Below are 24,782 nucleotides of genomic sequence, written 5' to 3' on the forward strand. Positions count from 1 at the left end.
GCTTCATTTTTCACGTATATATTCTTGTGTAGTACATGCAAGATCTTGCGTTTTTTATATGTCTGAACTAGCTGAATTTTACTGAATATGGTTAACTTAAGCTCAATGATATTTGTTTTAATTTTGCATGGCCTATCAAACTTTAGAACAGCTACAGCAATCTAAAGCCAAGCTTCACGAAACTGTGGTGCTTGATGAAAATATGCAACTTGCATTTTGGTCTAATCAGCAAGATCGTGTAAGTGTCTGTAGCGACCACCATACTTTGAGTCTCTATATCCAAGATGGTTATGAAAGTTATCAAAAAACACCTGCAGGCTGGAAAAATGGTGGTGGGCCAGGGCGTTTTTGTTTGTTGCCTGAGCATCAAGAGTCGACTTGGGATATACGAGGTGGGCTTAAATTTGTTCACTTGTATTATACAGACCAACATTTACGTGATGTTGCCGAAAAAATATGGGACAAAGAACCTAATCAAATTGAGTTAAACGAAGTTGTCTTTAATGACGATGAACGGATTCGAGCACTTTATCAGTTCTTCTTGCTAGATTGCGATTGGCAAGATTCTTCAAATCATTTGCAAATGAGTACAACAGCAAGTTTATTGCTAAATCATTTAATTAGAAGATACAGCAGTGTTCAATGGCAACAGCCTATTATTAAAGGTGGGTTGGCACCTCATAAGCTCAAATATATTCAGGAATGGATTGAAGATCATCTAGATCAGGCTCTCACTTTGTCTGATTTGGCAAATGTTGTGAATTTAAGCGAATACCATTTTGCTCATATGTTTAAACAGTCCATGAATATGGCGCCTCACCAGTATGTCATGCAAAGACGTTTAACTAAGGCAAAAGGACTCATTCAGTCATCTCAGCTTTCTTTACAAGACATTGCCCTAGTATGTGGTTTTAGTTCAGCAAGTCATTTAAGCCATCGTTTTAAACAGTTTTATGGCATGAGTCCTTCACAATTACGTTAAAGAACTCATGACTAATTTCTATAAAAGATAAACCCCTAAACCAACCAGTGCCGAAGCAAAAATGACATACAGCACAGTAATGTTAAAACGGAATAAAGCAATAAATGCAGCAACGGTAATGAGGGCTGCAACAATATCAAAATGCCCTGAAAAACCTTGTGGCCATAACACGTGATAACTAAAAAATAGTGCTAAATTTAAAATGACACCGACCACAGCCGCGGTAATTGCAGTGAGTGGTGCAGTAAATTTAATTTCGTTATGTGTAGACTCAATAATCGGCGCACCCGCAAAAATAAAGACAAATGAAAATAGAAAGGTAAACCAAGTCACAATAACTGCACCGAGTGCTCCAGCAAAAAATAGATGCTCAGAACCAAGTAGTGAATGATTAACACCTCCTAAAAAACCAACAAAGGCAACGACCATAATCAGTGGACCAGGAGTAGTTTCACCAAGTGCCAAACCATCAATCATTTGTGTAGGTGAAAGCCATCCAAAATGATTGACAGCGCCTTGATAGACATAAGGTAAAACTGCGTAAGCGCCCCCAAACGTAAGCAGCGCAGCTTTAGTGAAGAACCATGCCATTTGGGTATAAGAGTGATGCCATCCGAAATATACGCCTAAAGCTAAAATGGGTAATAACCATAAAATGATTGCTATAAAAATAAGTCTGGCTAACCGTGACCAGTGGAATTTAGCGTGTTCTGGTGTTGGAGTCTCATCATCAATAAATGCCGGGCCGTAATCTTTTTGGCTGGCTTTATGACCAGCAGCTGAGGAAAGTAGCTCAGGGTACTTTTTACTAACTAAATAACCTGCAATGCCTGCTGATAAAACAATAAGCGGGAAAGGAAGTTTTAAGACAAAGATTGCAAAAAAAGCAGCAATTGCGACGAACCATAAAAATCTATTTTTAAGCGAACGACTACCTATACGGTATGTCGCATGGAAAACAATTGCGGTGACGGCAGGCTTTATCCCGTAAAAAATACCCGCAATAACCGGAACGTCTCCGAATTTTATATAAACCCAAGACAGCCCGATTAAAATAAATAAAGAGGGCAATACAAATAGAATACCAGCAACTAATCCTCCCACAGTTCTGTGCATGAGCCAACCAATGTAGGTTGCTAACTGCTGTGCTTCAGGTCCAGGTAACAACATGCAGTAGTTCAGTGCATGTAAAAATCTTTTTTCTGATATCCAGCGCTTTTGTTCAACCAGTTCCTGATGCATCACAGCGATTTGTCCAGCTGGCCCCCCAAAGCTAATAAAACCAAGCTTGAGCCAAAACAAGAATGCTTGCCAGAAGGTGACTTGTTCCACTGAATCATCAGGGGTATTTAATTGTTTTTGTTGCATATTATCCCCTAAAAAATAATAGTAATTTTTACGTTTATGGCACAACGGAGTATGTTTTATAGCATAACAAACACAAATGTATTTTTTATGATAACCATTTAACTTTTATAGATAGCTATTAATTAATTTATTGATATTCATTGAAATTATTTTTTTAACTAAAGTTATCGCTTTAAATTATTTCCAAAGCTGAAACATTTTAAACATTATTTGCTCAAGTTGTTATAACAGGTTGTAAGCCGTGAGCCAGCTACCCCAAGATCCTAAAAATCATAAGCCTCTTTACGATCAGTTAAGGGAACTCATCCTTAACAAAATTGTAAATGGTGAATATGCCGTACTGAGCCAAATTCCATCTGAAAACGAGTTTGCTGAACAATTTGGTGTAAGTCGAATTACAGTTCGCCAAGCGCTCAACCAATTACAGTTGGAAGGCTATATTTTTAAGGTGCCAGGTAAAGGGACCTTTGTAAGCAAGCCAAAAACGTTCCAGAACATCTCAAGTTTGCAAGGTTTTGCAGAAGCAATGTCATCTGCTGGTCACGAAATTTTAAACCGTGTCATCTCCGCCGAGCTTAAGCAGATCCCGATGCACGTTGTGCCCAAATTAAAGTTACCTGTTAAAGCCAATGTGTATGAAATTCAACGTGTTCGTTTACTCAACCGTCAGCCAGTGTCGTATGAGTTGACTTATTTGCCTGAACATATTGGTTTGAAGCTTAAAGAGAAAGCGATTGATTTACGTACAACCGATATTTTCAAGGCATTAGAACAAGAGTGCGATATTCCTTTGGGACATGCGGATTTAAGCATTGATGCCACGGTAGCGGATGAAGAATTAGCGGCTTTGTTGCAAGTCGAAATCGGAACTCCTGTATTAAGGTTCGAACGTTTGACTCACGATGCAAATGGTCAACCGATTGACTATGAATATCTCTATTTCTCAGGCGATACCTTCCAGTACCGTTTGCGTATTCATCGTTAATAACTCAAATAAAAATAAGGATTTTACAATGGAAACTAAATATCTTGAGTTTGATATTGTAGTGATTGGTGGTGGAACTGCTGGACCAATGGCTGCGATTAAAGCAAAACAAGAAAACCCCAATTTAAAAGTCTTGCTCATTGAAAAAGCGAATGTAAAGCGTAGTGGGGCGATTTCAATGGGAATGGATGGGCTGAATAATGCTGTCATTCCGGGCTATGCAACACCTGAGCAATACACCAAAGAAATTACCATTGCTAATGATGGGGTAGTTAGCCAAACCACTGTATATGCATATGCAAAGCATAGTTTCAAAACCATTCAACAACTCGATCAATGGGGTATTAAGTTCGAAAAAGATGAGACAGGCGAATTTGCAGTAAAAAAAGTACATCACATGGGTGCATATGTTTTACCAATGCCCGAAGGCCATGACGTTAAAAAAGTTTTATATCGTCAGTTAAAGCGAGCTCAAGTCAAAATTAATAATCGGATTGTCACCACAAAGCTTTTAAAGAATGAGCAAGGTGCAATCAATGGTGTACTCGGTTTTGATTGTCGTAGTGGCGATTTCTATGTCATTAAAACGAAAGCTGCCATTTTATGTTGTGGCGCCGCAGGGCGTTTAGGTTTGCCAGCTTCCGGCTACTTAATGGGCACCTATGAAAACCCAACCAATGCAGGTGATGGCTATGCAATGGCATACCATGCCGGTGCTGAGCTTGCCAACTTAGAATGCTTCCAGATTAATCCATTGATTAAAGACTATAACGGTCCGGCTTGTGCCTACGTGACCGGACCTTTAGGAGGTTATACCGCTAACAGTAAAGGTGAACGTTTCATTGAATGTGACTACTGGAGTGGTCAAATGATGTGGGAGTTTTACCAAGAACTGGAAAGTGGTAATGGCCCTGTTTATTTAAAAGTAGATCATCTGGCCGAAGAAACCATTCAAACCATTGAAGAAATTTTGCATACCAATGAGCGCCCAAGCCGTGGTCGTTTCCATGAGGGCCGAGGAACCAATTACCGTCAAGATATGGTGGAAATGCATATTTCAGAAATTGGTTTCTGTAGTGGACACAGTGCTTCTGGCGTATGGGTCAATGAAAAAGCCGAGACTTCGGTTAAAGGCTTATATAGTGCTGGCGATATGGCGGCTGTACCTCATAACTATATGCTTGGTGCATTTACCTACGGATGGTTTGCGGGTGTAAATGCTGCGCAATACGTAAATGCAATTGAAGATAGCGAATTAAACCAAAGCGAAATAGAAGCAGAAAAAGCTCGAATATTTGCGCCACTGGATTGCTCAGAAGGTTTACCAGCCGAACAAGTGGAATATAAGCTGCGCCGTTTTGTAAATGACTATTTGCAGCCCCCTAAAACTCGCCAAAAAATGGAAATTGGGCTCAAGCGTTTTGAAGAAATCAAACAAGATATTAAGCGAATTTCTGCAAGAAACCCACATGAGCTGATGCGTGCTGCTGAAGTTTCTTTTATTCGAGATTGCGCGGAAATGGCAGCAAGAGCCTCATTGTTTAGAGAAGAAAGCCGCTGGGGACTGTACCACTATAGAGCAGATTTCCCTCAAAAGAATAACTCGGATTGGTTCTGTCACGCGCATTTGAAAAAAGATGAACACGGCAACATGGTCAGTTTCAAAAAGCCAATCGAGCCTTATGTGGTTTCGATTAATCAAGATGAAGCTGTGTCGTATGACCGTTTACGTATTCAAAAAGATGTTGCTCTAGCAGACTAAATAAATCAGGAACTCAAATCATGGCTTTTATTTTTAAAGAAGTACAGCACCGTACTGTCGCACCCGTCATTATCGATGAAGATAAATGTATTGCTGATAAAGGATGCACAGTCTGTGTCGATGTTTGTCCAATGGATTTATTGGCAATCGACCCAATAACTCAAAAAGCTTTCATGCAGTTTGATGAATGTTGGTATTGCATGCCTTGTGAAAAGGACTGCCCAACAGATGCAGTCAAAGTAAATATCCCATACCTACTCAAATAATTAATTTGGAATACCCAACATGAGACAAAATAAATTGATCAATAAAAAACTATTACTCAGTAGCTTAATTGGTGCCATGGTACTCGGTACTTTGGGGTGCGGCAGTAAAACAGAAACTGTGCGTGTCGCCATTGGCACGCAAGACACCACTATTAACTGTGCAACAGGTGGGCTGCTCATTCGTGAATTGAATTTATTACCCAAATATTTACCCAAAGATGGTGAATACAAGAATGTTAAATATGATATTCAATGGAAAAACTTTACCTCTGGTGCACCGCTTACCAGTGAGATGGTGGCTGGGCGTCTAGATTTGGGAGCAATGGCTGACTTTCCTGCTGTGAATAATTTAGCGGCATTTAAAAAAGCTGGAAAAGAAAGCATATTTTTAGCGCCATTGTCAGGCAGTATTAATGGCAGCGGTAATGCGATTGTTGTTCCAATTGTTTCAAAAGTCACTTCATTTAAAGAGCTAAAAGGACAAACCATTTCCGTACCTTTTGCGTCAACTGCTCATGGACTGTTGCTGCGAGCGATTCAAGCAGAAGGCTGGCAACTTGATAAAGATATTAAAGTAATTGCTCAGGCGCCAGAAGTGGCGGGACCTGCATTAAAAAGTCATAAGATTGCTGCACATGCTGACTTCGTACCATTTGGAGAGTTATTTGCTTATCAAGGTTTTGCTAAAAAAATCTATGATGGTTCACAAGCAAAATCACCTACATTTCATGGATCACTTGCGAGCAAGGATTATGCACAGCAGCATCCAGAAGTTATAAAAGCCTATTTACAACCAACTATTGAAGCGAATCGTTTGATTCAGGAACAGCCAGAAAAATATAGTGAACTTATTGCTGAAAAAACAGGTATTCCTGCCGAAGTTGTTTATCTATTTCATGGCCCTTTAGGTCTGCAAACTCGTGACTTAACGTGGAAACCTGAATATCGAAAAGCGACTCAAATTGCGATAGATACCTTAAAAGTTTTAGGCAAAAACGACGGGACGCTTGATGTAAATAAATTTATTGATGATCAATATATTAAGGATGCATTTCAGGCATCTGGACTTAATTACAGCCAGCAACTGGCCGACTATGCAAAATCACCTTTGGTTGCCAATGATGCTTTAACAGGCCAACCCATCAAGACATTTGATCGGGTGACTCAAATTTGGGTAAAGGGTGAAGAAAAAGTTCGTAGCTACGAAACGCCTGAGCATGCTTTTTCTGATTTAAAGAAAATTCAAGCCGATGGAAAAACGGTGCGTGTGGTTTATAGCCAAGATCATCAGTCCGACATTAAGTTACTTGCTAATTTGGCATGGTATACCACAGACAAAACAGGACAAATTCAGGCTTTTTTATTAAAAGATGATGCTGAAAAATGGGCTAAACAACAGGGCGGAAAAGTATATGACTTTAAAGCTATTCAGCTTGTAACTCAGAGCTGATGTGTTGTCTTACCTAATGATCAGGAGGTAACAAATGAGTAGTTTAGTCCAAACAAAACCTAAAAACCAAAGTACATTTTTGATTAAATTTTTCCAACAATTGAGGTTATATCCGGCGCATTTAAAAAACTATGCCATTGCTTTTACATCTATAGCTTTTTGGATAGTCATTTGGCAAGGACTTGCTCAGTTTAAAATAAATTTAGGCATTGTGAACTTTAGCAATGTCCCGACACCTTTAGATGTCATTCATGCGCTATGGGCTTTCTTTCAACTCAGCACTGCATTTGAACACGTTGAATCTAGTATCTTTCGCGTAGTGGTTGGTTTTGTGCTAGCAGCTTTAATTGGTGTAGGTATTGGTTTGTTAGCAGGACGTTATCAAAAACTGGCTGCCTTTCTAATGCCACCATTAGAAGTATTACGTCCAATACCAGCAGTTGCATGGATTCCTTTAGCAATTCTGATTTTTCCATCCTCAGAAGCGTCTATGATTTTTATTACGTTTATTGGGGCTTTATTTCCAATTTTATTAAACACCGTACATGGTGTTGGTGCAGTTGACCCAAGGCTCGTTGCATCTGCAAAAAGTTTAGGTGCTTCTGATCTTGCCATTATTCATGAAGTCATTATTCCGGGTGCATTACCTAACATTATTACTGGTTTATCTATTGGAATGGGCACTTGTTGGTTCTGTTTAGTGACAGCCGAAATGATTTCTGGACAACACGGAATTGGATATTTCACGTGGGAATCTTTCACCTTGCAAAACTATAGCAATATCGTGGTTGGCATGGTGCTAATAGGAGCATTAGGTATGTTTAGCAGTACATTGGTGCGTGTGATTGGAAACCGATTTACTCCATGGTATCAATTGAGGAAGTCTTAAAATGTCAATTACACAAGGCCATGTGCGTATTCAAAATCTATCGCTACATTTAGGACAAGCTAAAAATCGTTTTCAGGCATTAGATCGGGTTAATTTCGAAATACAACCGGGCGAATTTATTTGTTTACTTGGCCCATCGGGTTGCGGTAAATCAACATTATTAGGTGCTTTGGCAGGGCACTTACCCATTAGTTATGGGTCTTTAACGGTCGATGATGAATCGATATCTGAACCGCATCCAGATAGAGGTTTGGTGTTCCAGCAACATACCTTATTTCCGTGGAAAAGCGTGCTCGAAAATATTGCCTTTGGTTTAAAAATGAAAGGCATCGCTAAACAAAAGCGTATTGAACAAGCTCAGAAAATGATTGATCTGGTCGGACTTAAAGGTTTTGAACATAAATTTCCAGCTGAACTTTCTGGTGGCATGCAGCAACGGGTTGAAATTGCGAGAGTACTGATTAATCAACCTCGCATTTTATTAATGGATGAGCCTTTTGGTGCCTTAGATGCTCAAACTCGTTTAAAAATGCAAATGCTATTACTCGAAATTTGGCAAGAAATCCAAACGTCGGTTTTATTTATTACCCACGATATTGATGAGGCACTTTTTTTAGCCGATCGAGTGTTGATTATGAGCCATCGCCCAGGACGAATTATTGAAGAAATTCCACTTAAGTTTGAACGTCCACGGGATGTTGAGCTTGTAACAAGTTGTGAATTTACAGCCATTAAAAAACATTGCATCCAGACTTTAAAAGAAGCCACTCAACAAGAAGAGTTAAGACGTTTAAATCCATTAGGGCTTGGAAAGAAATCACAAATTAAGGAATACGAATGAGTTTTTATTATCAAGCTTTAGATGACCTCGATGAATATAATCAGGAATTTCTTGCGCAGCTCAATGACCCAGATGAAAAGATCCGCTTTGTCGCTTTAATGAATATTGGTGATGATGAAAATCCGGATTTACTTCCTTGGTTGCATGCAGCACTACAACACGACTCTTCAGCTTTAGTTCGTGAAGAAGCGGCAAAAAACTTAGAAAGCTGGGAAGACCCAACCAGTTTGCAAGTATTGGCGCAAGCCTTATTTGATGTTGATCTGAATGTGAGACAAGCTGCCAGCCAGAGTTTAAGTGAAGTCAAAAATCCGGCATCGGCCCAGATACTGGCACCGTATTTAAAGCATACGGATACTTTTGCTCTTAGTGCAATTCTGCGTGCTTTAAAACCTTTACGACCACAGCAATTATTTGAAGAGATATCTGCTTTGGTACACCACGAAGATGCATTTGTACGCCGTGAGGCAGTCAGTGCATTAAGTTGGTTACAACAAGACCAAGCAATTACGATATTGGCAAAAATTGCAGAAACAGATACAGATGATGAGGTCCGCCGTATTGCAACAGGTGGTTTGGCTTATAGTCAGAGTATATCAACTGAAGTCATCCAAGCACTTCAACATTCTTTAACTTCGGAAAGTTGGCAGCTAAGAGTGGAAGCTGCACTCACGATTGGAAAATTACGTATTGTTCAGCTTGAAAATCCCTTAATTCATGCTTTATCTGACTTGTATTGGCAAGTACGTATTGCAGCAGTTAGAAGTTTGGGACTAATCAAATCGCATCTGGCAATTGCTCATTTGTCTGAAAACTTTAAGCATGAAATTAGTAACTTGCGTAAAGAAGTCGCTTTAGCACTCGGCGAAATCGGCACAGCAGAAGCTCAGAATCTATTAGAACAACATCAAAATGATCCAGATCCTGAAGTACGAAAAGCTATTCGTATTGGATTAAATCAAATTGGTGAGGTGAAGTATGCAAACCAGACCTGATATCCGTGTTGACACTATAAATAAGCAGGTTCACTTTATATGGACCGATGGCTCAAGCGTATGTCTGAGTCATCAAAGTTTAAGGGAAATTTGCCCATGTGGCTTTTGCCGAGCGAAGCGGATTAAACAAATTAAAATAGAGCATCAAAATGTTGAAGTGACAGCTATGTTTGATCAAGGTTATGGTGCCCAAATTTGCTTTAATGATGGGCATGATAAAGGGATTTTCCCGTGGGCTTTTTTAAAAGAATTTGCTAAGAGCTAAAAGATGCCTTCTGCTTGGGACAGAAGGCATCTTATTTAATTAATGATCATGTTCTAAATAATCTGGTTTTTTCGGAAGCGCAAGGCTACATAAGAAACAGATAATCAGCATGACAATGACATATATAAAGAAGGTATTTTCAATTCCTGCAGCTTTGAACTGTAAGGCAACTGAAGGTGCAGAACCACCAAACAGCGCATTACCTACTGCATACGAAAAACCTACGCCTAAAGCTCGCACATGAGGTGGGAACATTTCAGCTTTTACCAAACCACTAATAGAAGTATAGAAGCTGAGTAACATCATCATAAAGATGAGTAGCAAGGTAATAACGATCGGAGAATCTATATAGGCACGCATCCCGATCACCATGACGGGATAAATAAAAATGGCGGACAATAAGCTAAATGCCAACATTGAAGAGCGTCGCCCAATACGGTCCGAAATTGCACCAAATATAGGTTGAGCACACATATAGACAAATAGGGCAAAGGTCATGATATAACCAACGGTTTTTCCATCCATCCCTAAATTGGTTAAATAGGTTTTTGAATAAACAGTTTCTACATAAAATGTTAATGAACCAGCAGAAGTGTATCCAACCACCAATAAAAAGGTTTTCCAATGTTTCTTAAAGAGTTCTCTTAAGCTACCAGACTCTTTTCGTTCGCTGTCTTGATGAGAAAGCGTTTCTTCTAAACGACTACGTGCAAGCAAAGATAAGATTGCTGCGATACCACCAATAACAAACGGAATACGCCAACCGCCATCATGTAATTGTTGTTCACTTAAGAACGTCAACAAAATAACGCCCAGTAAGCTTGCAAGCAATTGACCACCAGAGAGGGTAACATATTGGAAAGACGAGTAAAAACCACGCTGACCTTTTAAGCCTAATTCACTCATATAAGTGGCAACGGCGCCATATTCACCACCCACTGATAAGCCTTGAAGTAAACGAACAAGCAGTAACAGAAAAGGGGCAAATAAACCGACTTGATCATAAGTAGGCAAAGCTGCAAATAAAAAGGAGCTTAAAGCCATAAGACAAATTGATATGATCATCGACTTCTTTCGGCCATGTCGATCTGCAATACGACCAAATAGCCAGCTTCCAATCGGACGCATAAAGAAGCTTGCTGCAAATACCCCCCAAACATAAATAGACTTGGTCGTACTATCCATATCAGGTGCGGTTAAAGCTTGAGTAAAGTAAGCAGCAAATACTGCATAAATATAAAAATCAAACCATTCGACTAAATTACCAGAGGCTGCGCCTACAATCCCACGTATTCGACTACGTTTTTCTTCCTGAGTATATGTCATATTACATCCATCGTTTTGTAGACAAAAACTAGGAATTTTTTAGGTATGCTAAACAGAAAAGAGAATGAAACAGTAAAAGTTACTCAACCCTGAGCACGTCCTTAAAATTCCTAACCATTCATTTTTTCTAATTTTAAAATTCGTTTCTAGTGAGATAACGTCCTTTTGTTCGATTTAAAGATATTTTAACCAATGATCGAACATTTCCTTACGCTCAATTTGATAATGAATTATATTTAAAACCATTGAGCTAATTTAATACCAGTATTTTTTCTATTCTCTTTCTCCTTTTTAGGTTCCATTTTGAGCTTAAGTGTAATTTGAATATTTGATAATACTTAAAAAGTTATAGTCTCAATTCTCAAGAAAATAAATAAAATTTATATAATGATAAGTTCAAAAATTCGGACAAAATTCACTTAATCGAAAAAATACAGAATGTGTTGTTTCTCAATATGTGTGCCTGTATTCTTGCGTGGCTGAAAACAGGGTAGATAACCATTTTTAGCCTTATAAATTATGCTCGCAATAGCAGGTAACTATTCAATGGAAAGACGTTCGTTAAATCTTCACTTCATAACATGCTCTAAAACAGCATTAGCTTCATCTATTGCACTCATAACATCTGTCGTTTATGCAAATGAAGTGGAGGTTTCGCAGCTTCCAACCATTACTGTGAACGCTACACAAAATATTGATGCATTATATACGTCTAGAAAAGTTAATTTATCTGGCTTTCAAACTGGTGAAGTAAAAAAAGTTCCTGCATCTATTACTACCATTACATCTGAACGCATAGCAGATCAACACGCAAAAACTTTAACTGATGTTATTAAAAATGATTCATCCTTAGGCGATGGCTACGCTGCTATTGGCTACTATCCAAACTTTGTAGCACGGGGTTTTGCACTCGATTTAGGTTCAAGTTATCTCATTAATGGCCATACCATACGTGGCGAGCAAAATGTAGCTTTAGAAAATAAAGAACAAGTTGAAATCTTAAAAGGCATTTCTGCAATTCAAAGTGGAATGTCGACACCGGGTGGTGTGGTTAATTATGTAACTAAAAGACCTGCCGATGTTAAAAATATTACGGTCGATGCAAATTCAGAAGGCGGCTATACACTGGCAACGGATGTCGGCGGCTTTTTAAATGATAATTTCGGTTATCGAATCAATCTAGCACATGAAAGTATTCATCCAAATGTTGATCATGCAAATGGTAAGCGTGAGTTTGGTTCAGTAGCTTTAGACTGGAAAATTAATGATCGCTCTAAACTACTGTTTGACATTGAAGCCCAACATCAAAGCCAACGCTCTGTACCGGGTTATCAACTGCTTGATGGGCAAGAAGTACCAACAAATGTAGACCAAAACCGTTTACTGGGCTATCAGTCTTGGAGTAAACCTGTTGTAAATAACAGTCTAAATGCGAGTTTGAAATATCAATATGCATTTAACGATCAATGGAATGGTAGCTTAAGTGCATCACAAAGCCGTGTTGTGATTGATGACAATAGTGCTTTCCCATGGGGATGTTATAGCAACATTTGTGAAGTTACTGGCTTGGGCAATACTTTTGATAAACATGGTAATTATGGTATTTACGATTTCCGTAGTCCAGATGACACACGTATAACTAATCAGTTTGCTGCTGGGTTAAATGGTCAGTTCAATACTGCCAATATTCAGCATCAAATTGCTTTTGAAATACAACACTCTTATAAAACATTGAAGCGCTACAATTCCAACTCGATGGAGCTTGACCCTATTGGAACAGGTAATATTTATGAGGAAACAAAGGATTATGCACCTGCTCAGGTTGATTTGAGAAACTATTATAAAGCTTTAGAGAGTAATCAGACTGCATTTACAATCTCTGACCGAGTTCAATTTAATGATCAATGGTCAACTCTACTCGGTGGAAAACTTATTCACCTTGATGAGCAAGCTTATAATTCAGATGGGCAGCAAAGCCGCGATACGGATTTAAACAAGTTTTTGCCACAATTAGCACTCATGTATAGCCCAACTTCCGCGACTAATCTTTATGCTTCATATGCCAAAGGTTTATCAGATGGTGGCGAAGCTCCATGGTATGCAGAAGCGAATGCTTATCAAGTTCTATCACCTAGAAATTCTGGACAGTATGAACTTGGTGTTAAGCAACAAATACGCAACTTTTTATTAACAGCAGCTATTTTTGATTTAAAACAAGATAATCAATATACGACTACAAATTCTGAAGGAAAATTAGAATTTATTGAGCAAGGCGAACAACACAATCAAGGTATTGAGTTAGGTTTAACAGGCGCCTTAACCGATACACTTGATGTAAGCTCTGGCATTACCTTTACTAAATCTCGTCTTGTTGATATTGATACTGACAGCTACAAAGGTCATCAAACTCAAAATGTACCAAAGGTACGCGCAACTGCACAGTTATCTTATAAAGTACCGTCAGTTGAAGGATTAAGATTACTCAGTGGTATGCAATATAGTAGCAGTAAATATGCAAACAAAGAGGGAACTGCAAAAGTAGGCGGATATAGTGTCTTTAATATTGGTGCTGCCTATAAAACAAATTTTGCTGGGCATGACACAACTTTTAGATTCAATATTGATAACTTATTTAACAAGAAATATTGGCGTGATGTAGGGGCATTTATGGGGGATGACTATCTATTCTTAGGTAATCCTCGCACAGCTCAATTTTCTACAACTTTTAGCTTTTAAAAGTTACAGGACAAATAAAAAAGGAGCTTTAAAAGCTCCTTTTTTATTTCAGGAATTAAGCCGACATTTTTGGTTTAACCATATTATTAATCGACAAGATATCATCAAGCACTTGTGCTGATAATAAACCTTCATTCTGAACTAGAGCCAATACACTTTGCCCAGTTTCATTTGCTGTTTTAGCAATACGAGTTGTAGTTTCATAACCTAGGTATGGGTTAAGCGCAGTCACAATACCAATTGAGTTTTCAACTAAAGCTTTACAGTGCTCTGGGTTCGCTGTAATCGTATCAATACATTTACTTTGGAACATTGCCATTGCTTTACCAAGTAAATCCATCGATTCAAATAGTTTGAATGCAATAAGTGGTTCCATTGCATTTAACTGTAATTGACCAGCTTCAGCAGCTAAAGTTACAGCCAAATCATTTGCAATAATCTGGAAGCAAGCAAGGTTCATTGCTTCTGGAATAACTGGGTTTACTTTACCTGGCATGATCGAGCTACCCGGTTGACGTGCTTCTAAGTTAATTTCATTAATGCCAGTACGTGGACCACTTGAAAGTAAACGCAAGTCATTGGCAATTTTTGAAAGTTTAGTTGCAGTACGTTTTAATAAACCAGATAAAAGAACAAAGTCACCCATATCTGAAGTTGCTTCGATTAGATCTGGAGCTGACTTAATTTTCTTACCAGAAATTTTTCCAAGTGCTTGGATCGCGAGTTCACGGTAACTATATTCAGTGGTAATTCCTGTACCAATCGCTGTACCGCCAAGGTTCATATAAGCTAAAACATTTGGAATAAGCGTATTAATTTGCTCAAGGTCTTTTTGTAGAGTTACCGCAAAAGCACCAAACTCTTGACCTAATGTCATAGGCACAGCATCTTGTAACTGAGTACGTCCCATTTTTAAAATGTGTGCAAACTCTTGAGACTTATTTAGGAAGCTAAGAATCAAATTGTTAAATGGAAGATTTAACTCATCTAGGCTAAGTAACAAACCTAAACGGATTGCAGTAGGGTATACGTCATTTGTTGACTGTGACATGTTAATGTCGTTATTTGGATGTAAGTACTGATATTGACCTTTAGAATGTCCCATATATTCTAAAGCAACGTTTGCCAATACTTCATTTGCATTCATATTGGTTGAAGTACCAGCACCGCCTTGCATCATGTCGATTGGGAACTGGTCATGGAAGTTTCCACGAATAAGCTGATTACAGCTGTATTCGATCGCTTCAAATTTAGTTTGATCTAAGTTTTTAAGATTATAGTTTGCTTCAGCACAGGCAAGTTTAACCATAGCTAATGCTTTAATTAAGTTAGGGAAATTACCAACTTTGCTATTTGTTAAGTTGAAATTTTCTAAAGCACGTAATGTTTGAACTCCGTAATAATGATCATTGTTGATTTCTCTATGACCAATAAGATCCTTCTCAATACGGGTAGTAATATCTGCGTTCATCATTAAACTTCGATTCATTAAAGATGATTCATCTTAGAATTCGAAATGCTTCACTTCTAATGCATTTATTAAAGTAATTATGCATTTTTTGCATATCAAAAACTGAATTACACTAAAATGAATATTGAATAGTTGATGAGTCTTGGAAGCTATATATCTTACAAAATTTAATATATTCAATTGCTTGTATAATTTCTTTAGAGTGAGTTGCTCAACAAGAATTAAGTAAATTAAAAAATTTGAAGCGAACTAAATAATGATTTTTATTCAGGAACGTTATTAAATTATTTGAATTTTCATGTGAAAATTAATTTATATAAAGAAATAATGAGTTTTGTTTAATAAATTTTAATAAAATTGTGATGCATTTCACATAAAAATACTTATAATACAGAAAATTTTGATTTATTAAGTTTATGTTAAAAGTAATTGGTGCCTTACTAATATTGGGAAGTTTTACTTGCTATCTCCTTATAGGAAATGACGAAAAAACTGAAACCAAAAGTTCACACATGCTTAAAGAAGCTGAGCAATCGATTAAGAATGCTGAGTTATCTATTCAAAAAGCAAAACAAAATATCCCTACTGCATCGTATAAGTAATTGAGGTAATGAAGATTATTGTCTATTAAATAATCTTCTGACTGAAATTTTATTAAGATGTCAGCGCTGTAAAGAGACAAATGCATGAGAATGAAGTTTATTGCATATGACCCTAACTCTGGTGAAAAACTAAGCTTGAAAGAGCATATTCATCACATGGATAAATACACAACTTATGTTTTTTTTAGTGATGAAAAAGACAATATGGTATTTAACCCACAGAAAAAACAGATATTTGAAATCAGCCAATATACTTCAAACATGATGGTTGAAATTTCAAGAAAGTTATACTACTTAATTGGTGAATATTAGTTCATTTTCTATAGATCATTATGTGGATGAATTATCGCTCTTACTGATGAATTAATGCACTCCCTGTCAGTCTATAGATACTTTAGTATAATAGTCGGGATTATCTTATTAATTTATACTTACCTTAAATATTGTATGAAATACAATTAATTATTAATACTGCTTAAATCCTGAAATGAGGTAAGGTAATCATTTACTTATCAATTATTACCTTACCAAATCATTGTAAGAGTAAATAATAATTCTCTTTTTTGATGATTAGATGAAGTGAGAAAGAGTCTAAAACTAGATTTTTTAGATACTTTTTATAGTGGAATAGTGTATTAATTTAAGATTCTTAAAATTCAATCAATAACCTAGAGATTGGTTATTGAAACAGTTTACAGTCCGCATTCTTCCCCAAGGTGCGGACTTTTTTTATCATTAAAATGTACGAATAGAATTTCGTGCTTATTTCTAAAAGTTATCTTGTTAAGATCACTTATTTAATTTTATGATGGGTTTTTATTGATTGATTTAAATAATTTTTTTAGCTGAACTGTACTTATGTTCATCTCTTGTCTCGTGAAAACAAAACCTATTATTTTCTTATCTTCTTTTCTATGTCAGAATTATTAAATACTTAATTTTATAGATTGGCTTTGTCCTTTCACTTCTCGCATTTTTGCAGGTACTCCCTATGTTTTATCATTCTTTCTCATCCCTAAATTTATTTATGCTTCTTCCCAAAAATATCAATTAATAAAATTACAAATCTAAAAGGGAATAGATAAGATGAATTTAGAAGTCCGTTGGGTAGAGGATCTCCTCACATTAGAACGTGAACGTTCGATTTCAAAAGCAGCCGAGAAAAGATTTATTAGCCAGTCTGCATTTACTCGAAGAATTCAACAAATTGAAGAAATGATTGGTGCTGAAGTCATTATTAGGAACAACAAAAACAACATCGAATTTACAGACATTGGTCGAATTTTATTAGTGATGTCTAAGAATATTGAAAAACAGGTAGAGGAGACCGCAAAACTTATTAAAAATATTAAGAATGAGACTGAATCTACCATTCGTTTCTGTGTGGTTCACTCATTAGCTTCAGGTTTTTTAACAACATTTTTAAAGAAATTTCCTACTCTTATTCGTGATTTAAAAATTGAAATTGTCGCAACGAATAGTGGAGAAGGCCTATCTTTGTTAAAAGAAGGCGCCTGTGATTTCATGATTTGCTATGCAGATAAAAGCAATATTAGAAAAGTTGGAGATGATATTTTAAGTGGTATTAAAATTGCTGAAACGGTCATTGTACCGGTTTCCGCAACTGAACCCGACCATAGCCCAAAACATACAATACAAAGTAACTTTGCTCTACTAGCGTATAGTAAACACGCATACTTAAGAAAATTAGTGGACCAACTTATTGAAGGTAAGCTCGTATATAAAACGTTATATGAAACTGATAATGCCACCAATTTAAAAGAGCTGGTTTTACAAGGTCTAGGGGTTGCTTGGATTCCGAAAATTAATGTTGAAGAAGACCTTGCAGCTGGGAAATTGGTTATTTTAGATCAGCAAGAATATTGCCTTGCTCAAGATATTTATATTTTCAAAAATAATTTGAGTGATAATAAATCGGTACAACAAATATGGAATGGTTTTAAAGCCCAGCAAGAACTATAACGCATACTCATTCAAAGGGTGAAGTACACGATATTTATATATAAATTAAGCAAATAAGTAGATTATGCTTGGGTCTTTATGATGAAAGGCATGATAAAGCATTGCCCCTCGTCTGAATTCTTTGCTAATTTAGAGTAAAATTCAATAAGTCAAAAGTAGGGTAGAAGAATTTTTCTATCATTTATAACTGCTTTTGAACTTATTTCAATGGATTATTAAGTCCAAGCGGAGACAATTTTGTTTGATCTAGACAGTAGATTATTAAATATTTTTTATCATATTTATCGGTTCAAAAGTGTTTCAATGGCTGCAGATGCTATTGGTCTAACACAGCCGAGTGTAAGTAACGGTCTAAACAAAATTCGTCAACATTTTAATGATCCTTTGTTTATTCGAGTTGGAAATGAAATGATTCCGACCGAACTAGCAAAGCAGATTTTCCCTCTTATTAGTGAAGTTATTGATAAAGTTGAAAGTATTAATAACTTTAATGTGAACTTTGACCCATTGACCTCGGATCAGCTGTTTACCATTGCAATGACTGATGTATCACATTTGGTTTTATTGCCTCAGTTAACTAACTATTTAAAAGAAAAAGCACCTCTCATTCGTTTAAATATTAGACCAATTACGCCAGAAACCAGCTATCAAATGGCAAATGGTGAAATTGATTTGGCGATAGGTTTCTTGCCCCAATTAGAAGAAGGTTTTTATCAACAGAAGTTTTTCCGTCAACACTATGTTGTGATTAGCTCAAAAAGCCACCCGCGTTTAGATCCAAATAATTTTACTTTAGAAGATTATATGCGTGAGTATCATATTGATATTGATGCAGGTATTGGGCATTATCACATTAAAAATGAACTACAAAATAAAGGGTTGGATCGAAATATTTTAATTCGTTTACCAAGTTACTTAGGTGTTGGTCTAGTCGTTCAGGAAACAGATGCGATTGCCACTGTTCCATATTATTTAAGCCAAGTTTTATTGGTTAGAGAGAACTTACAAATTTTACCTGCACCGCTTGATTTTCCAACTTATGACGTTAAGCAACATTGGCATATGTCTTGTCACCATAAGAGTAGCCATAAATGGTTCCGTCAAACTTGTTATGAGCTATTTAAAACAGCTTAGGAATTTTACTTATAAAAAAGAAGATGTAAGAAAAATTCTTACATCTTCTTTTAATTTTGAATTAAATTTCAATCGCAACGGCCGTTGCTTCACCACCACCAATACATAGAGCCGCAACGCCTTTCTTTTTACCTAAGCGTTTTAATGCATAAATAAGAGAAAGGATAATTCTTGAACCTGTAGCGCCAATTGGATGGCCTAATGCACATGCACCACCATGGACGTTTACTTTAGCTTCATCAATACCTAGCTCATGAATTGGTGCCATTGCCACCATTGCAAAAGCCTCATTAATTTCCCAAGCATCTACTTCATCAACAGACCAACCAGCACGCTCAAGTACTTTCTGAATTGCACTAATTGGAGCAATTGTGAATTCGCTTGGATGCTGAGAGTGAGTCGAAGTTGCCACAATTTTTGCTAAGGTATTTAACCCATGGCTTTGAGCATATTCTTCAGTGGTTAGTACTAATGCAGCAGCACCATCAGAAATCGAGCTTGAGTTAGCGGCTGTAATTGTACCGTCCTTGCTAAAAGCAGGGCGTAAAGTTGGAATTTTCTCAAGATTTGCTTTTAATGGTTGCTCATCTTGATCAACAACTTCAATACCTTTGCGGGTTTTTACTTCAACAGGAACAATCTCTTCTTTGAAATAACCTTCCGTAATCGCAGTTTGCGCTTTTTTAAGTGAAGAAATTGCAAAGTCATCCATTTGCTCACGGGTAAAGCCTTTGGTGTTTGCCATGTCTTGAGCGAAAGAACCCATTAAACGACCTGTTTCTGCATCTTCAAGGCCATCTAAAAACATATGGTCCTTAATTTCACCGTGTCCCATACGATAACCACCGCGAGCTTTAGGCAAAATATAAGGTGCATTTGTCATAGATTCCATGCCGCCAGCCACAATAATATTGGCACTGCCTGCTTTTAAGGTATCTGATGCCATTAACACCGCTTTCATTGCAGAGCCGCAAAGTTTATTAATGGTCACAGCTCCGACATGATCAGGCACACCAGCTTTACGCATGGCTTGACGAGCAGGACCTTGACCAATACCTGCACTGAGTACGCAACCGAAAATCACTTCATCTACTTGTTCAGGTTTAACACCTGCACGTTGGATCGATTCACGGATGACAGCAGCGCCAAGTTCTGGAGCAGTTAGAGAAGATAAACTACCCTGAAAACCACCCATTGCAGTACGGCTACCTGAAACTATAACAATTGAACTCATCTTAATATCTCTTATTGGTGTATTTGCTAAATTTGCCTTTAGCCTAAACTAAAGGCGCCACTAAATTAAAAAGTTGGAGGGGTATAGCTGAGCGTTCTACCAAAGAACCACAGCAAGAATAAAACTAAAGGAAAATGCACAACGAGCTGAGTCACTGTAAAACCAATCACATCTTTTGCTTTTAGTTTTAAAATGCCTAACATTGGAAGCATAAAAAATGGATTGATTAAGTTTGGTAAAGCTTCGGCTGCATTATAAATTTGTACAGACCAGCCCAAATGAACCTTTAAATCATTTGCTGCTTGCATAACATATGGGGCTTCAATAATCCATTTTCCACCACCTGACGGTACAAAGAATCCAAGTACCGCAGAGTAAACTCCCATTACAATCGCAAAGGTTTCTTTTGATGCGATTGAAACGAAAAACTCGGCAACATAATGTGATAGTGATAAATCTTGACTGTTTAAAGCTTGCGTCATAATAAATGCAATACTTCCGTAAAGTGGAAACTGAATTAAAATTCCTGATACGGCTGGAACTGCCTTTGCAACAGCATTTAAAAAGTTTCGTGGTGTGCCGTGTAAAGCTAAACCAAGCATTAAAAACACAAAGTTGTATGTGTTTAAACTTGAAATGGCAATGATGGGATTACTTTTTGAAAATTCAAAAAACATCCAGATTAAGCCTAAAGCCACCACAATAATCGTTAAAATAGGTGAGTTTTCTAACCAGTCGCCTGGGCGTGTTGATTTCTCCTCATGTGGTTTGTCTTCTTCAAACTGCACATCAAAACTATCAATTGTTTTAACGTTATTGCCTTTGGGCGCTGACCAATACGCAATTGCAATTGAAACAATCACCAAAATAATCGTCATCGCAATTGATTGCCAAAGGAAAATAGTTTCGGTAAATGGAATAACACCAGTTAGGTTATAAATTGATTCAGGTAAACTGGTTTTATTTGCCTGAAGCTGTGCTGCTGATGAACTAATTCCAAGCGCCCAAGTTGCTCCCATACCAATGATTGCGGCTGCCGCAGCAGCACGATAATCCATATTCAGCTCTTTACGTTTCGCTAATGCAATCACTAAAAGTGCAGTAAGAATTGTACTAACAGCCCAATTGACCAGTGAAATTAATAAACTGACGGTTGCCACCAAAACAATAGCACCACGACCAGAACTTGGAATACGTGCCATTTTTTGGATGAGGTATTTAACGGGCTTAGATACAGAAACGACATAGCCTACAATAATGAGCATCGTCATTTGCAGGGTAAATGGAATAAGACTCCAGAAGCCATTACCAAATGAAGTGGCCACATCGTGGATTGGGGCGCCAATAGCTAAAGCAGCGACAGAGACAATAATGACGCCAAGCAGAGCAAAAATATATGAATCAGGAAACCATTTTTCAGACCAGTCACTAATCCGAAGAGCAAATCTTTCAAAAATTCCTTGCTGTTTTTCCATAACTGAAAAATCCTTCTCGTTCTTATTTATAAACAGCACATCCGGTGCTTAAAAGAGTTAAGACCCAAGCTCACTTACTAACTTGAGTCTTGTACAGCTAACTAAATCTTAGAATTTACGCAACTAAGGTTTTATAAAACTCAACACCTGTAGCAGCTTGAATTTGTTCGAGCGTTACGTCTTTAGCTAGTTCAATGAGCTCTACACCTTGTGACGTAATATCCATTACACCTAAGTCTGTAATCACGCGATGCACAACACCTTTACCTGTTAAAGGCAAACTACAGCTTTTCACGATTTTTGGTGTACCGTCTTTTGCACAGTGTTCCATTAGAACCACAACTTTTTGGACACCAACAACCAAGTCCATTGCACCGCCCATACCTTTGACTTTCTTACCCGGAATCATCCAGTTCGCTAAGTCACCTTTTTCAGAAACTTCCATTGCACCTAAAATTGCAATGTTGACATGGCCACCACGAATCATGGCAAAAGATTCTGAGCTTGAGAAAAATGCTGAACCAGGGCGGGCAGTAACCGTCTGTTTCCCGGCATTAATTAAATCGGCATCAACAGTTTCTTCGGTTGGAAACTCACCAATACCTAAGAGGCCATTTTCAGATTGAAGCCAAACATTAATATTTTCAGGAATATAATTGGCAACAAGGGTAGGTAAGCCAATACCTAAATTGACATAAAAACCATCTTCAAGTTCTTTTGCAGCACGTTGTGCCATTTCATTACGTGACCAAGCCATTTTATACTGCCTCCGTGCTTAAAGTTTTATGCTCAATGCGTTTTTCAGGTGATGCATTTAATACAATGCGGTTCACATATATACCTGGCAAGTGGATTTCATCCGGATCCAATTCACCAATTTCAACCACTTGTTCCACTTCTGCGATTGTAATTTTTCCAGCCATCGCACATTCAGGGTTAAAATTTTGAGCAGTTTTACGAAAAACTAAATTACCTGCTTTGTCAGCTTTATATGCTTTCACAAGAGCAACATCAGCTGTTAAAGATTCTTCTAGAATGTAGTTCTTGCCATGAAAAGTACGTTCTTCTTTACCTTCCGCAATGAGGGTACCTACGCCAGTTTGTGTGTAAAACGCAGGAATTCCAGCACCTCCTGCACGTAACTTTTCAGCTAAGGTACCTTGTGGAGTTAGTTCAACTTCTAGTTCACTATTTAAATACTGGCGCTCAAATTCTTTATTTTCACCAACATAAGAAGAGATCATTTTTTTGATCTGTTTGGTTTTAAGCAAAATACCTAAACCAAAATCATCTACACCTGCATTATTAGAAATACATTTGAGACCAGTCACGCCACTTTGCTTAACTGCAATAATCAGTTTTTCAGGAATTCCGCATAAACCAAAACCGCCTACAGCAAGTGTTTGATTATCTGCAATAACATCTTTCAGTGCTGCCTCTGCATTGGCATAAACTTTATTCATTCTGTTGTTTTCCTATATCCCTTAGTAATTTAGTTTTAGCATCACATTTTGCGTTATAGAAGTTAATTTTTTTAAAGGATTAATAAGTATAATCAATGAATGGTATCAAACTCTCAACAAAAAAACAGTTTTACACTCAGCAAAAAATGTTAAAAACTGATTGCAATATACTGAAAAATATAATAATTAATAAATTTATCTTAAACGTGTGCTTAATTCATCTTAAAAGACAATCTTTAATTTTTTAAAATTTATATTGAACCAGTGCTTCAATAAATTGAGCAGAAATATTTGAAATTTCAAAGTTCTTTTTATAAACAATTCCTACTGTTTTATGAATGGCTTCATCTTTTAAATCTATCAGTACGTTATGTTCTTTATCAATGTGTTTGGCAAAGTGTCTTGGAATTGCACTTACTCCAATTCCATAAGCAACAAAACTTGAAAGAGATGAAATTTGATGACATTCCACTTTTAAATCGAGCGTTATATTATTTCGCAAACAATTTTGCTCCACTAAATATCGAACAATTGAAGGTTTCTGTAAGGTCACAAATGGGTTTGAACAAAGCTCATGCCATGTAATAGAAGATGATTGAGCAAGTGGATGAGTCTTTGGCAATAGAGCCAAGAAATCTTCTTCAAATAGGGGTTTAAACTCTAAACCTTCGGTGAGATCTGGTTCAAAACAAATACCAAGCTCAAAAATACCATCCTGAACTTTTTCTATAATGGTCTCATTTGGAATATCGTGAATTGAAAAATTAAGATTAGGGTGAACAGCTAAAAACTGGTGAATTACTTCAGGCAAAATTGCGTGAGTCACAAAGGGCATAGATGCAATACTTAAAGTTCCCCGATTAAGCTTAAAGCGTTGTTTAACATCGTTTTCCATCTCATCCCAATTGGCGAGTAATTTTTTTGCATATGGAATGAGTGATTTGCCTTCTTGAGTAAGCTCAACACGGCGTGTATTACGGTTAAACAGTTTACCGCCTAACTCTTCTTCTAAACTTTTGATGGTGAGACTTAAAGCTGATTGGCTTAAATGTAACTCTAAAGAAGCATTGGCATAGTTGAGTGTACGTGCAAGGGCTAAAAAAGCTTTTAGTTGTTTAAGCGTCATTTCTTTCCTTTAAATTACTCAACTTACCTAGAAGAGTAATTTATACGAAAATTTGCCTAATATGATGTTTTTTGACAAAAAATTATGAAAAAGAATGATCATTACCTTAATTAATAGAGTACAGGCAATAAGTGTGAAAATATTGAAAGAGGTGGATCAGGAAATTTGAACAACACTTATAAGTGATATTTTGCTCCCCAAATGATGTTATAAACATCAATATATGGAGTATTTTATGGCACGTAGACCAAGAAGAAATCATTCAAATGATTTTAAAGCTAAGGTAGCACTTGCTGCGATTAAAGCAGAAAAAACACTTGCTGAATTGAGTGCTGAATTTGATGTTCATCAAAACCAAATTATCGACTGGAAAAATCAACTGATTTCAGCTTCCTCGCAAGCTTTCGATCAATCAAAAGCTCCAACAGA

At 37.1% G+C, this 24,782-nt stretch carries 23 protein-coding genes; 15 read left to right on the forward strand and 8 right to left on the reverse strand.

From position 1 onward, the window contains the following. The first annotated feature begins 127 nt into the window (after positions 1-127). Positions 128-982 (forward strand): helix-turn-helix domain-containing protein, encoded by an 855-nt coding sequence (locus J576_RS07125; RefSeq protein ID WP_002050074.1) that lies wholly within the window; start codon positions 128-130, stop codon positions 980-982. An 18-nt stretch (positions 983-1,000) separates the two neighbouring features. On the opposite strand, the gene chrA is transcribed toward J576_RS07125, so the two are convergent. Further along, the gene (gene chrA, locus J576_RS07130; RefSeq protein ID WP_002050197.1) at positions 1,001-2,350 is read right to left on the reverse strand and encodes a chromate efflux transporter; all 1,350 of its coding nucleotides are present in this window, start codon (positions 2,348-2,350) and stop codon (positions 1,001-1,003) included. Between the two features lie 241 nt (positions 2,351-2,591). Here chrA and J576_RS07135 point away from each other — a divergent pair, with 241 nt between their 5' ends. From J576_RS07135 to J576_RS07170, 8 genes are read left to right on the forward strand one after another with little or no spacing between them, the layout of a single operon-like run. Beyond that, complete coding sequence (locus J576_RS07135; RefSeq protein ID WP_033855539.1) at positions 2,592-3,335, forward strand: GntR family transcriptional regulator; 744 nt, start codon at positions 2,592-2,594, stop codon at positions 3,333-3,335. A 28-nt stretch (positions 3,336-3,363) separates the two neighbouring features. After that, the gene (locus J576_RS07140; protein WP_002049804.1) at positions 3,364-5,097 is read left to right on the forward strand and encodes a fumarate reductase/succinate dehydrogenase flavoprotein subunit; all 1,734 of its coding nucleotides are present in this window, start codon (positions 3,364-3,366) and stop codon (positions 5,095-5,097) included. A 20-nt stretch (positions 5,098-5,117) separates the two neighbouring features. Further along, complete coding sequence (locus tag J576_RS07145) at positions 5,118-5,363, forward strand: 4Fe-4S dicluster domain-containing protein (RefSeq protein ID WP_002049790.1); 246 nt, start codon at positions 5,118-5,120, stop codon at positions 5,361-5,363. Between the two features lie 19 nt (positions 5,364-5,382). Beyond that, positions 5,383-6,813, forward strand: coding sequence for an ABC transporter substrate-binding protein (locus tag J576_RS07150; protein ID WP_002050231.1), 1,431 nt, complete (start codon positions 5,383-5,385; stop codon positions 6,811-6,813). A gap of 34 nt (positions 6,814-6,847) precedes the next feature. Then, complete coding sequence (locus tag J576_RS07155; RefSeq protein ID WP_002050102.1) at positions 6,848-7,702, forward strand: ABC transporter permease; 855 nt, start codon at positions 6,848-6,850, stop codon at positions 7,700-7,702. Position 7,703: 1 nt separating this feature from the next. Beyond that, on the forward strand, positions 7,704-8,543 hold the full coding sequence (locus J576_RS07160; protein WP_002050212.1) for an ABC transporter ATP-binding protein: 840 nt from the start codon (positions 7,704-7,706) through the stop codon (positions 8,541-8,543). Next, positions 8,540-9,538 (forward strand): HEAT repeat domain-containing protein, encoded by a 999-nt coding sequence (locus tag J576_RS07165; RefSeq protein WP_002049820.1) that lies wholly within the window; start codon positions 8,540-8,542, stop codon positions 9,536-9,538. Before J576_RS07160 ends, J576_RS07165 begins: the two co-directional genes overlap by 4 nt. Continuing rightward, positions 9,522-9,803 carry a gamma-butyrobetaine hydroxylase-like domain-containing protein gene (locus J576_RS07170; RefSeq protein ID WP_002050007.1) on the forward strand — a complete coding sequence of 94 codons (282 nt, stop codon included), beginning with the start codon at positions 9,522-9,524 and terminating at the stop codon, positions 9,801-9,803. Before J576_RS07165 ends, J576_RS07170 begins: the two co-directional genes overlap by 17 nt. Positions 9,804-9,842: 39 nt before the next feature. On the opposite strand, the gene J576_RS07175 is transcribed toward J576_RS07170, so the two are convergent. Then, positions 9,843-11,129, reverse strand: a complete 1,287-nt coding sequence (locus J576_RS07175) for an MFS transporter (protein WP_002049930.1) — start codon at positions 11,127-11,129, stop codon at positions 9,843-9,845. Positions 11,130-11,648: 519 nt separating this feature from the next. Here J576_RS07175 and J576_RS07180 point away from each other — a divergent pair. Continuing rightward, positions 11,649-13,865 (forward strand): TonB-dependent siderophore receptor, encoded by a 2,217-nt coding sequence (locus J576_RS07180; protein WP_025467826.1) that lies wholly within the window; start codon positions 11,649-11,651, stop codon positions 13,863-13,865. A gap of 55 nt (positions 13,866-13,920) precedes the next feature. Here the strand turns inward: J576_RS07180 and J576_RS07185 are convergent, their stop codons facing one another. After that, on the reverse strand, positions 13,921-15,339 hold the full coding sequence (locus J576_RS07185; protein ID WP_002047389.1) for an aspartate ammonia-lyase: 1,419 nt from the start codon (positions 15,337-15,339) through the stop codon (positions 13,921-13,923). A gap of 413 nt (positions 15,340-15,752) precedes the next feature. On the opposite strand from J576_RS07185, the gene J576_RS07190 reads away from it, so the two are divergent. The 4 genes from J576_RS07190 (at position 15,753) to J576_RS07205 (ending at position 19,055) form a co-directional block, all read left to right on the forward strand. Beyond that, positions 15,753-15,938: a hypothetical protein gene (locus J576_RS07190; protein WP_002049855.1), complete on the forward strand. Its 186-nt coding sequence runs from the start codon at positions 15,753-15,755 to the stop codon at positions 15,936-15,938. A 90-nt stretch (positions 15,939-16,028) separates the two neighbouring features. Further along, positions 16,029-16,250, forward strand: a complete 222-nt coding sequence (locus J576_RS07195) for a hypothetical protein (protein WP_000668585.1) — start codon at positions 16,029-16,031, stop codon at positions 16,248-16,250. 774 nt (positions 16,251-17,024) lie between these two features. Continuing rightward, a complete protein-coding gene (locus J576_RS07200) occupies positions 17,025-17,921 on the forward strand; it encodes a LysR substrate-binding domain-containing protein (RefSeq protein ID WP_002050172.1) in 897 nt (298 codons plus the stop codon). A 237-nt stretch (positions 17,922-18,158) separates the two neighbouring features. Continuing rightward, a complete protein-coding gene (locus tag J576_RS07205; protein ID WP_004887299.1) occupies positions 18,159-19,055 on the forward strand; it encodes a LysR family transcriptional regulator in 897 nt (298 codons plus the stop codon). Between the two features lie 61 nt (positions 19,056-19,116). Here the strand turns inward: J576_RS07205 and J576_RS07210 are convergent, their stop codons facing one another. From J576_RS07210 to J576_RS07230, 5 genes are all read right to left on the reverse strand, one after another. Then, a complete protein-coding gene (locus tag J576_RS07210) occupies positions 19,117-20,289 on the reverse strand; it encodes a thiolase family protein (protein ID WP_002049928.1) in 1,173 nt (390 codons plus the stop codon). A gap of 65 nt (positions 20,290-20,354) precedes the next feature. After that, on the reverse strand, positions 20,355-21,764 hold the full coding sequence (locus J576_RS07215; protein WP_002049770.1) for a short-chain fatty acid transporter: 1,410 nt from the start codon (positions 21,762-21,764) through the stop codon (positions 20,355-20,357). Between the two features lie 115 nt (positions 21,765-21,879). Then, positions 21,880-22,521 (reverse strand): 3-oxoacid CoA-transferase subunit B, encoded by a 642-nt coding sequence (locus J576_RS07220; protein ID WP_002049879.1) that lies wholly within the window; start codon positions 22,519-22,521, stop codon positions 21,880-21,882. 1 nt (position 22,522) lies between these two features. Further along, positions 22,523-23,227: a CoA transferase subunit A gene (locus tag J576_RS07225; RefSeq protein ID WP_002049979.1), complete on the reverse strand. Its 705-nt coding sequence runs from the start codon at positions 23,225-23,227 to the stop codon at positions 22,523-22,525. A 244-nt stretch (positions 23,228-23,471) separates the two neighbouring features. Then, a complete protein-coding gene (locus J576_RS07230; protein WP_002050110.1) occupies positions 23,472-24,353 on the reverse strand; it encodes a LysR family transcriptional regulator in 882 nt (293 codons plus the stop codon). Positions 24,354-24,576: 223 nt separating this feature from the next. Between J576_RS07230 and J576_RS07235 the strand changes: the two genes are divergently transcribed. Continuing rightward, on the forward strand, positions 24,577-24,782 hold a 206-nt coding region (locus J576_RS07235), incomplete at its 3' end, for a transposase (protein ID WP_033855540.1).

It is taken from the genome of Acinetobacter sp. 766875, assembly GCF_000582055.1.
Classification (GTDB): Bacteria; Pseudomonadota; Gammaproteobacteria; order Pseudomonadales; family Moraxellaceae; genus Acinetobacter; species Acinetobacter nosocomialis.

What these genes read in the sequence shown, in the direction of transcription:
- J576_RS07125 (WP_002050074.1), top strand. Translation starts at nt 128, where the DNA reads ATGGCCTATCAAACTTTAGAACAGCTACAGCAATCTAAAGCCAAGCTT.
- chrA (WP_002050197.1), bottom strand. Translation starts at nt 2,350, where the DNA reads ATGCAACAAAAACAATTAAATACCCCTGATGATTCAGTGGAACAAGTC.
- J576_RS07140 (WP_002049804.1), top strand. Translation starts at nt 3,364, where the DNA reads ATGGAAACTAAATATCTTGAGTTTGATATTGTAGTGATTGGTGGTGGA.
- J576_RS07145 (WP_002049790.1), top strand. Translation starts at nt 5,118, where the DNA reads ATGGCTTTTATTTTTAAAGAAGTACAGCACCGTACTGTCGCACCCGTC.
- J576_RS07150 (WP_002050231.1), top strand. Translation starts at nt 5,383, where the DNA reads ATGAGACAAAATAAATTGATCAATAAAAAACTATTACTCAGTAGCTTA.
- J576_RS07155 (WP_002050102.1), top strand. Translation starts at nt 6,848, where the DNA reads ATGAGTAGTTTAGTCCAAACAAAACCTAAAAACCAAAGTACATTTTTG.
- J576_RS07160 (WP_002050212.1), top strand. Translation starts at nt 7,704, where the DNA reads ATGTCAATTACACAAGGCCATGTGCGTATTCAAAATCTATCGCTACAT.
- J576_RS07165 (WP_002049820.1), top strand. Translation starts at nt 8,540, where the DNA reads ATGAGTTTTTATTATCAAGCTTTAGATGACCTCGATGAATATAATCAG.
- J576_RS07170 (WP_002050007.1), top strand. Translation starts at nt 9,522, where the DNA reads ATGCAAACCAGACCTGATATCCGTGTTGACACTATAAATAAGCAGGTT.
- J576_RS07175 (WP_002049930.1), bottom strand. Translation starts at nt 11,129, where the DNA reads ATGACATATACTCAGGAAGAAAAACGTAGTCGAATACGTGGGATTGTA.
- J576_RS07180 (WP_025467826.1), top strand. Translation starts at nt 11,649, where the DNA reads ATGCTCGCAATAGCAGGTAACTATTCAATGGAAAGACGTTCGTTAAAT.
- J576_RS07185 (WP_002047389.1), bottom strand. Translation starts at nt 15,339, where the DNA reads ATGATGAACGCAGATATTACTACCCGTATTGAGAAGGATCTTATTGGT.
- J576_RS07190 (WP_002049855.1), top strand. Translation starts at nt 15,753, where the DNA reads ATGTTAAAAGTAATTGGTGCCTTACTAATATTGGGAAGTTTTACTTGC.
- J576_RS07195 (WP_000668585.1), top strand. Translation starts at nt 16,029, where the DNA reads ATGAAGTTTATTGCATATGACCCTAACTCTGGTGAAAAACTAAGCTTG.
- J576_RS07200 (WP_002050172.1), top strand. Translation starts at nt 17,025, where the DNA reads ATGAATTTAGAAGTCCGTTGGGTAGAGGATCTCCTCACATTAGAACGT.
- J576_RS07210 (WP_002049928.1), bottom strand. Translation starts at nt 20,289, where the DNA reads ATGAGTTCAATTGTTATAGTTTCAGGTAGCCGTACTGCAATGGGTGGT.
- J576_RS07215 (WP_002049770.1), bottom strand. Translation starts at nt 21,764, where the DNA reads ATGGAAAAACAGCAAGGAATTTTTGAAAGATTTGCTCTTCGGATTAGT.
- J576_RS07220 (WP_002049879.1), bottom strand. Translation starts at nt 22,521, where the DNA reads ATGGCTTGGTCACGTAATGAAATGGCACAACGTGCTGCAAAAGAACTT.
- J576_RS07225 (WP_002049979.1), bottom strand. Translation starts at nt 23,227, where the DNA reads ATGAATAAAGTTTATGCCAATGCAGAGGCAGCACTGAAAGATGTTATT.
- J576_RS07230 (WP_002050110.1), bottom strand. Translation starts at nt 24,353, where the DNA reads ATGACGCTTAAACAACTAAAAGCTTTTTTAGCCCTTGCACGTACACTC.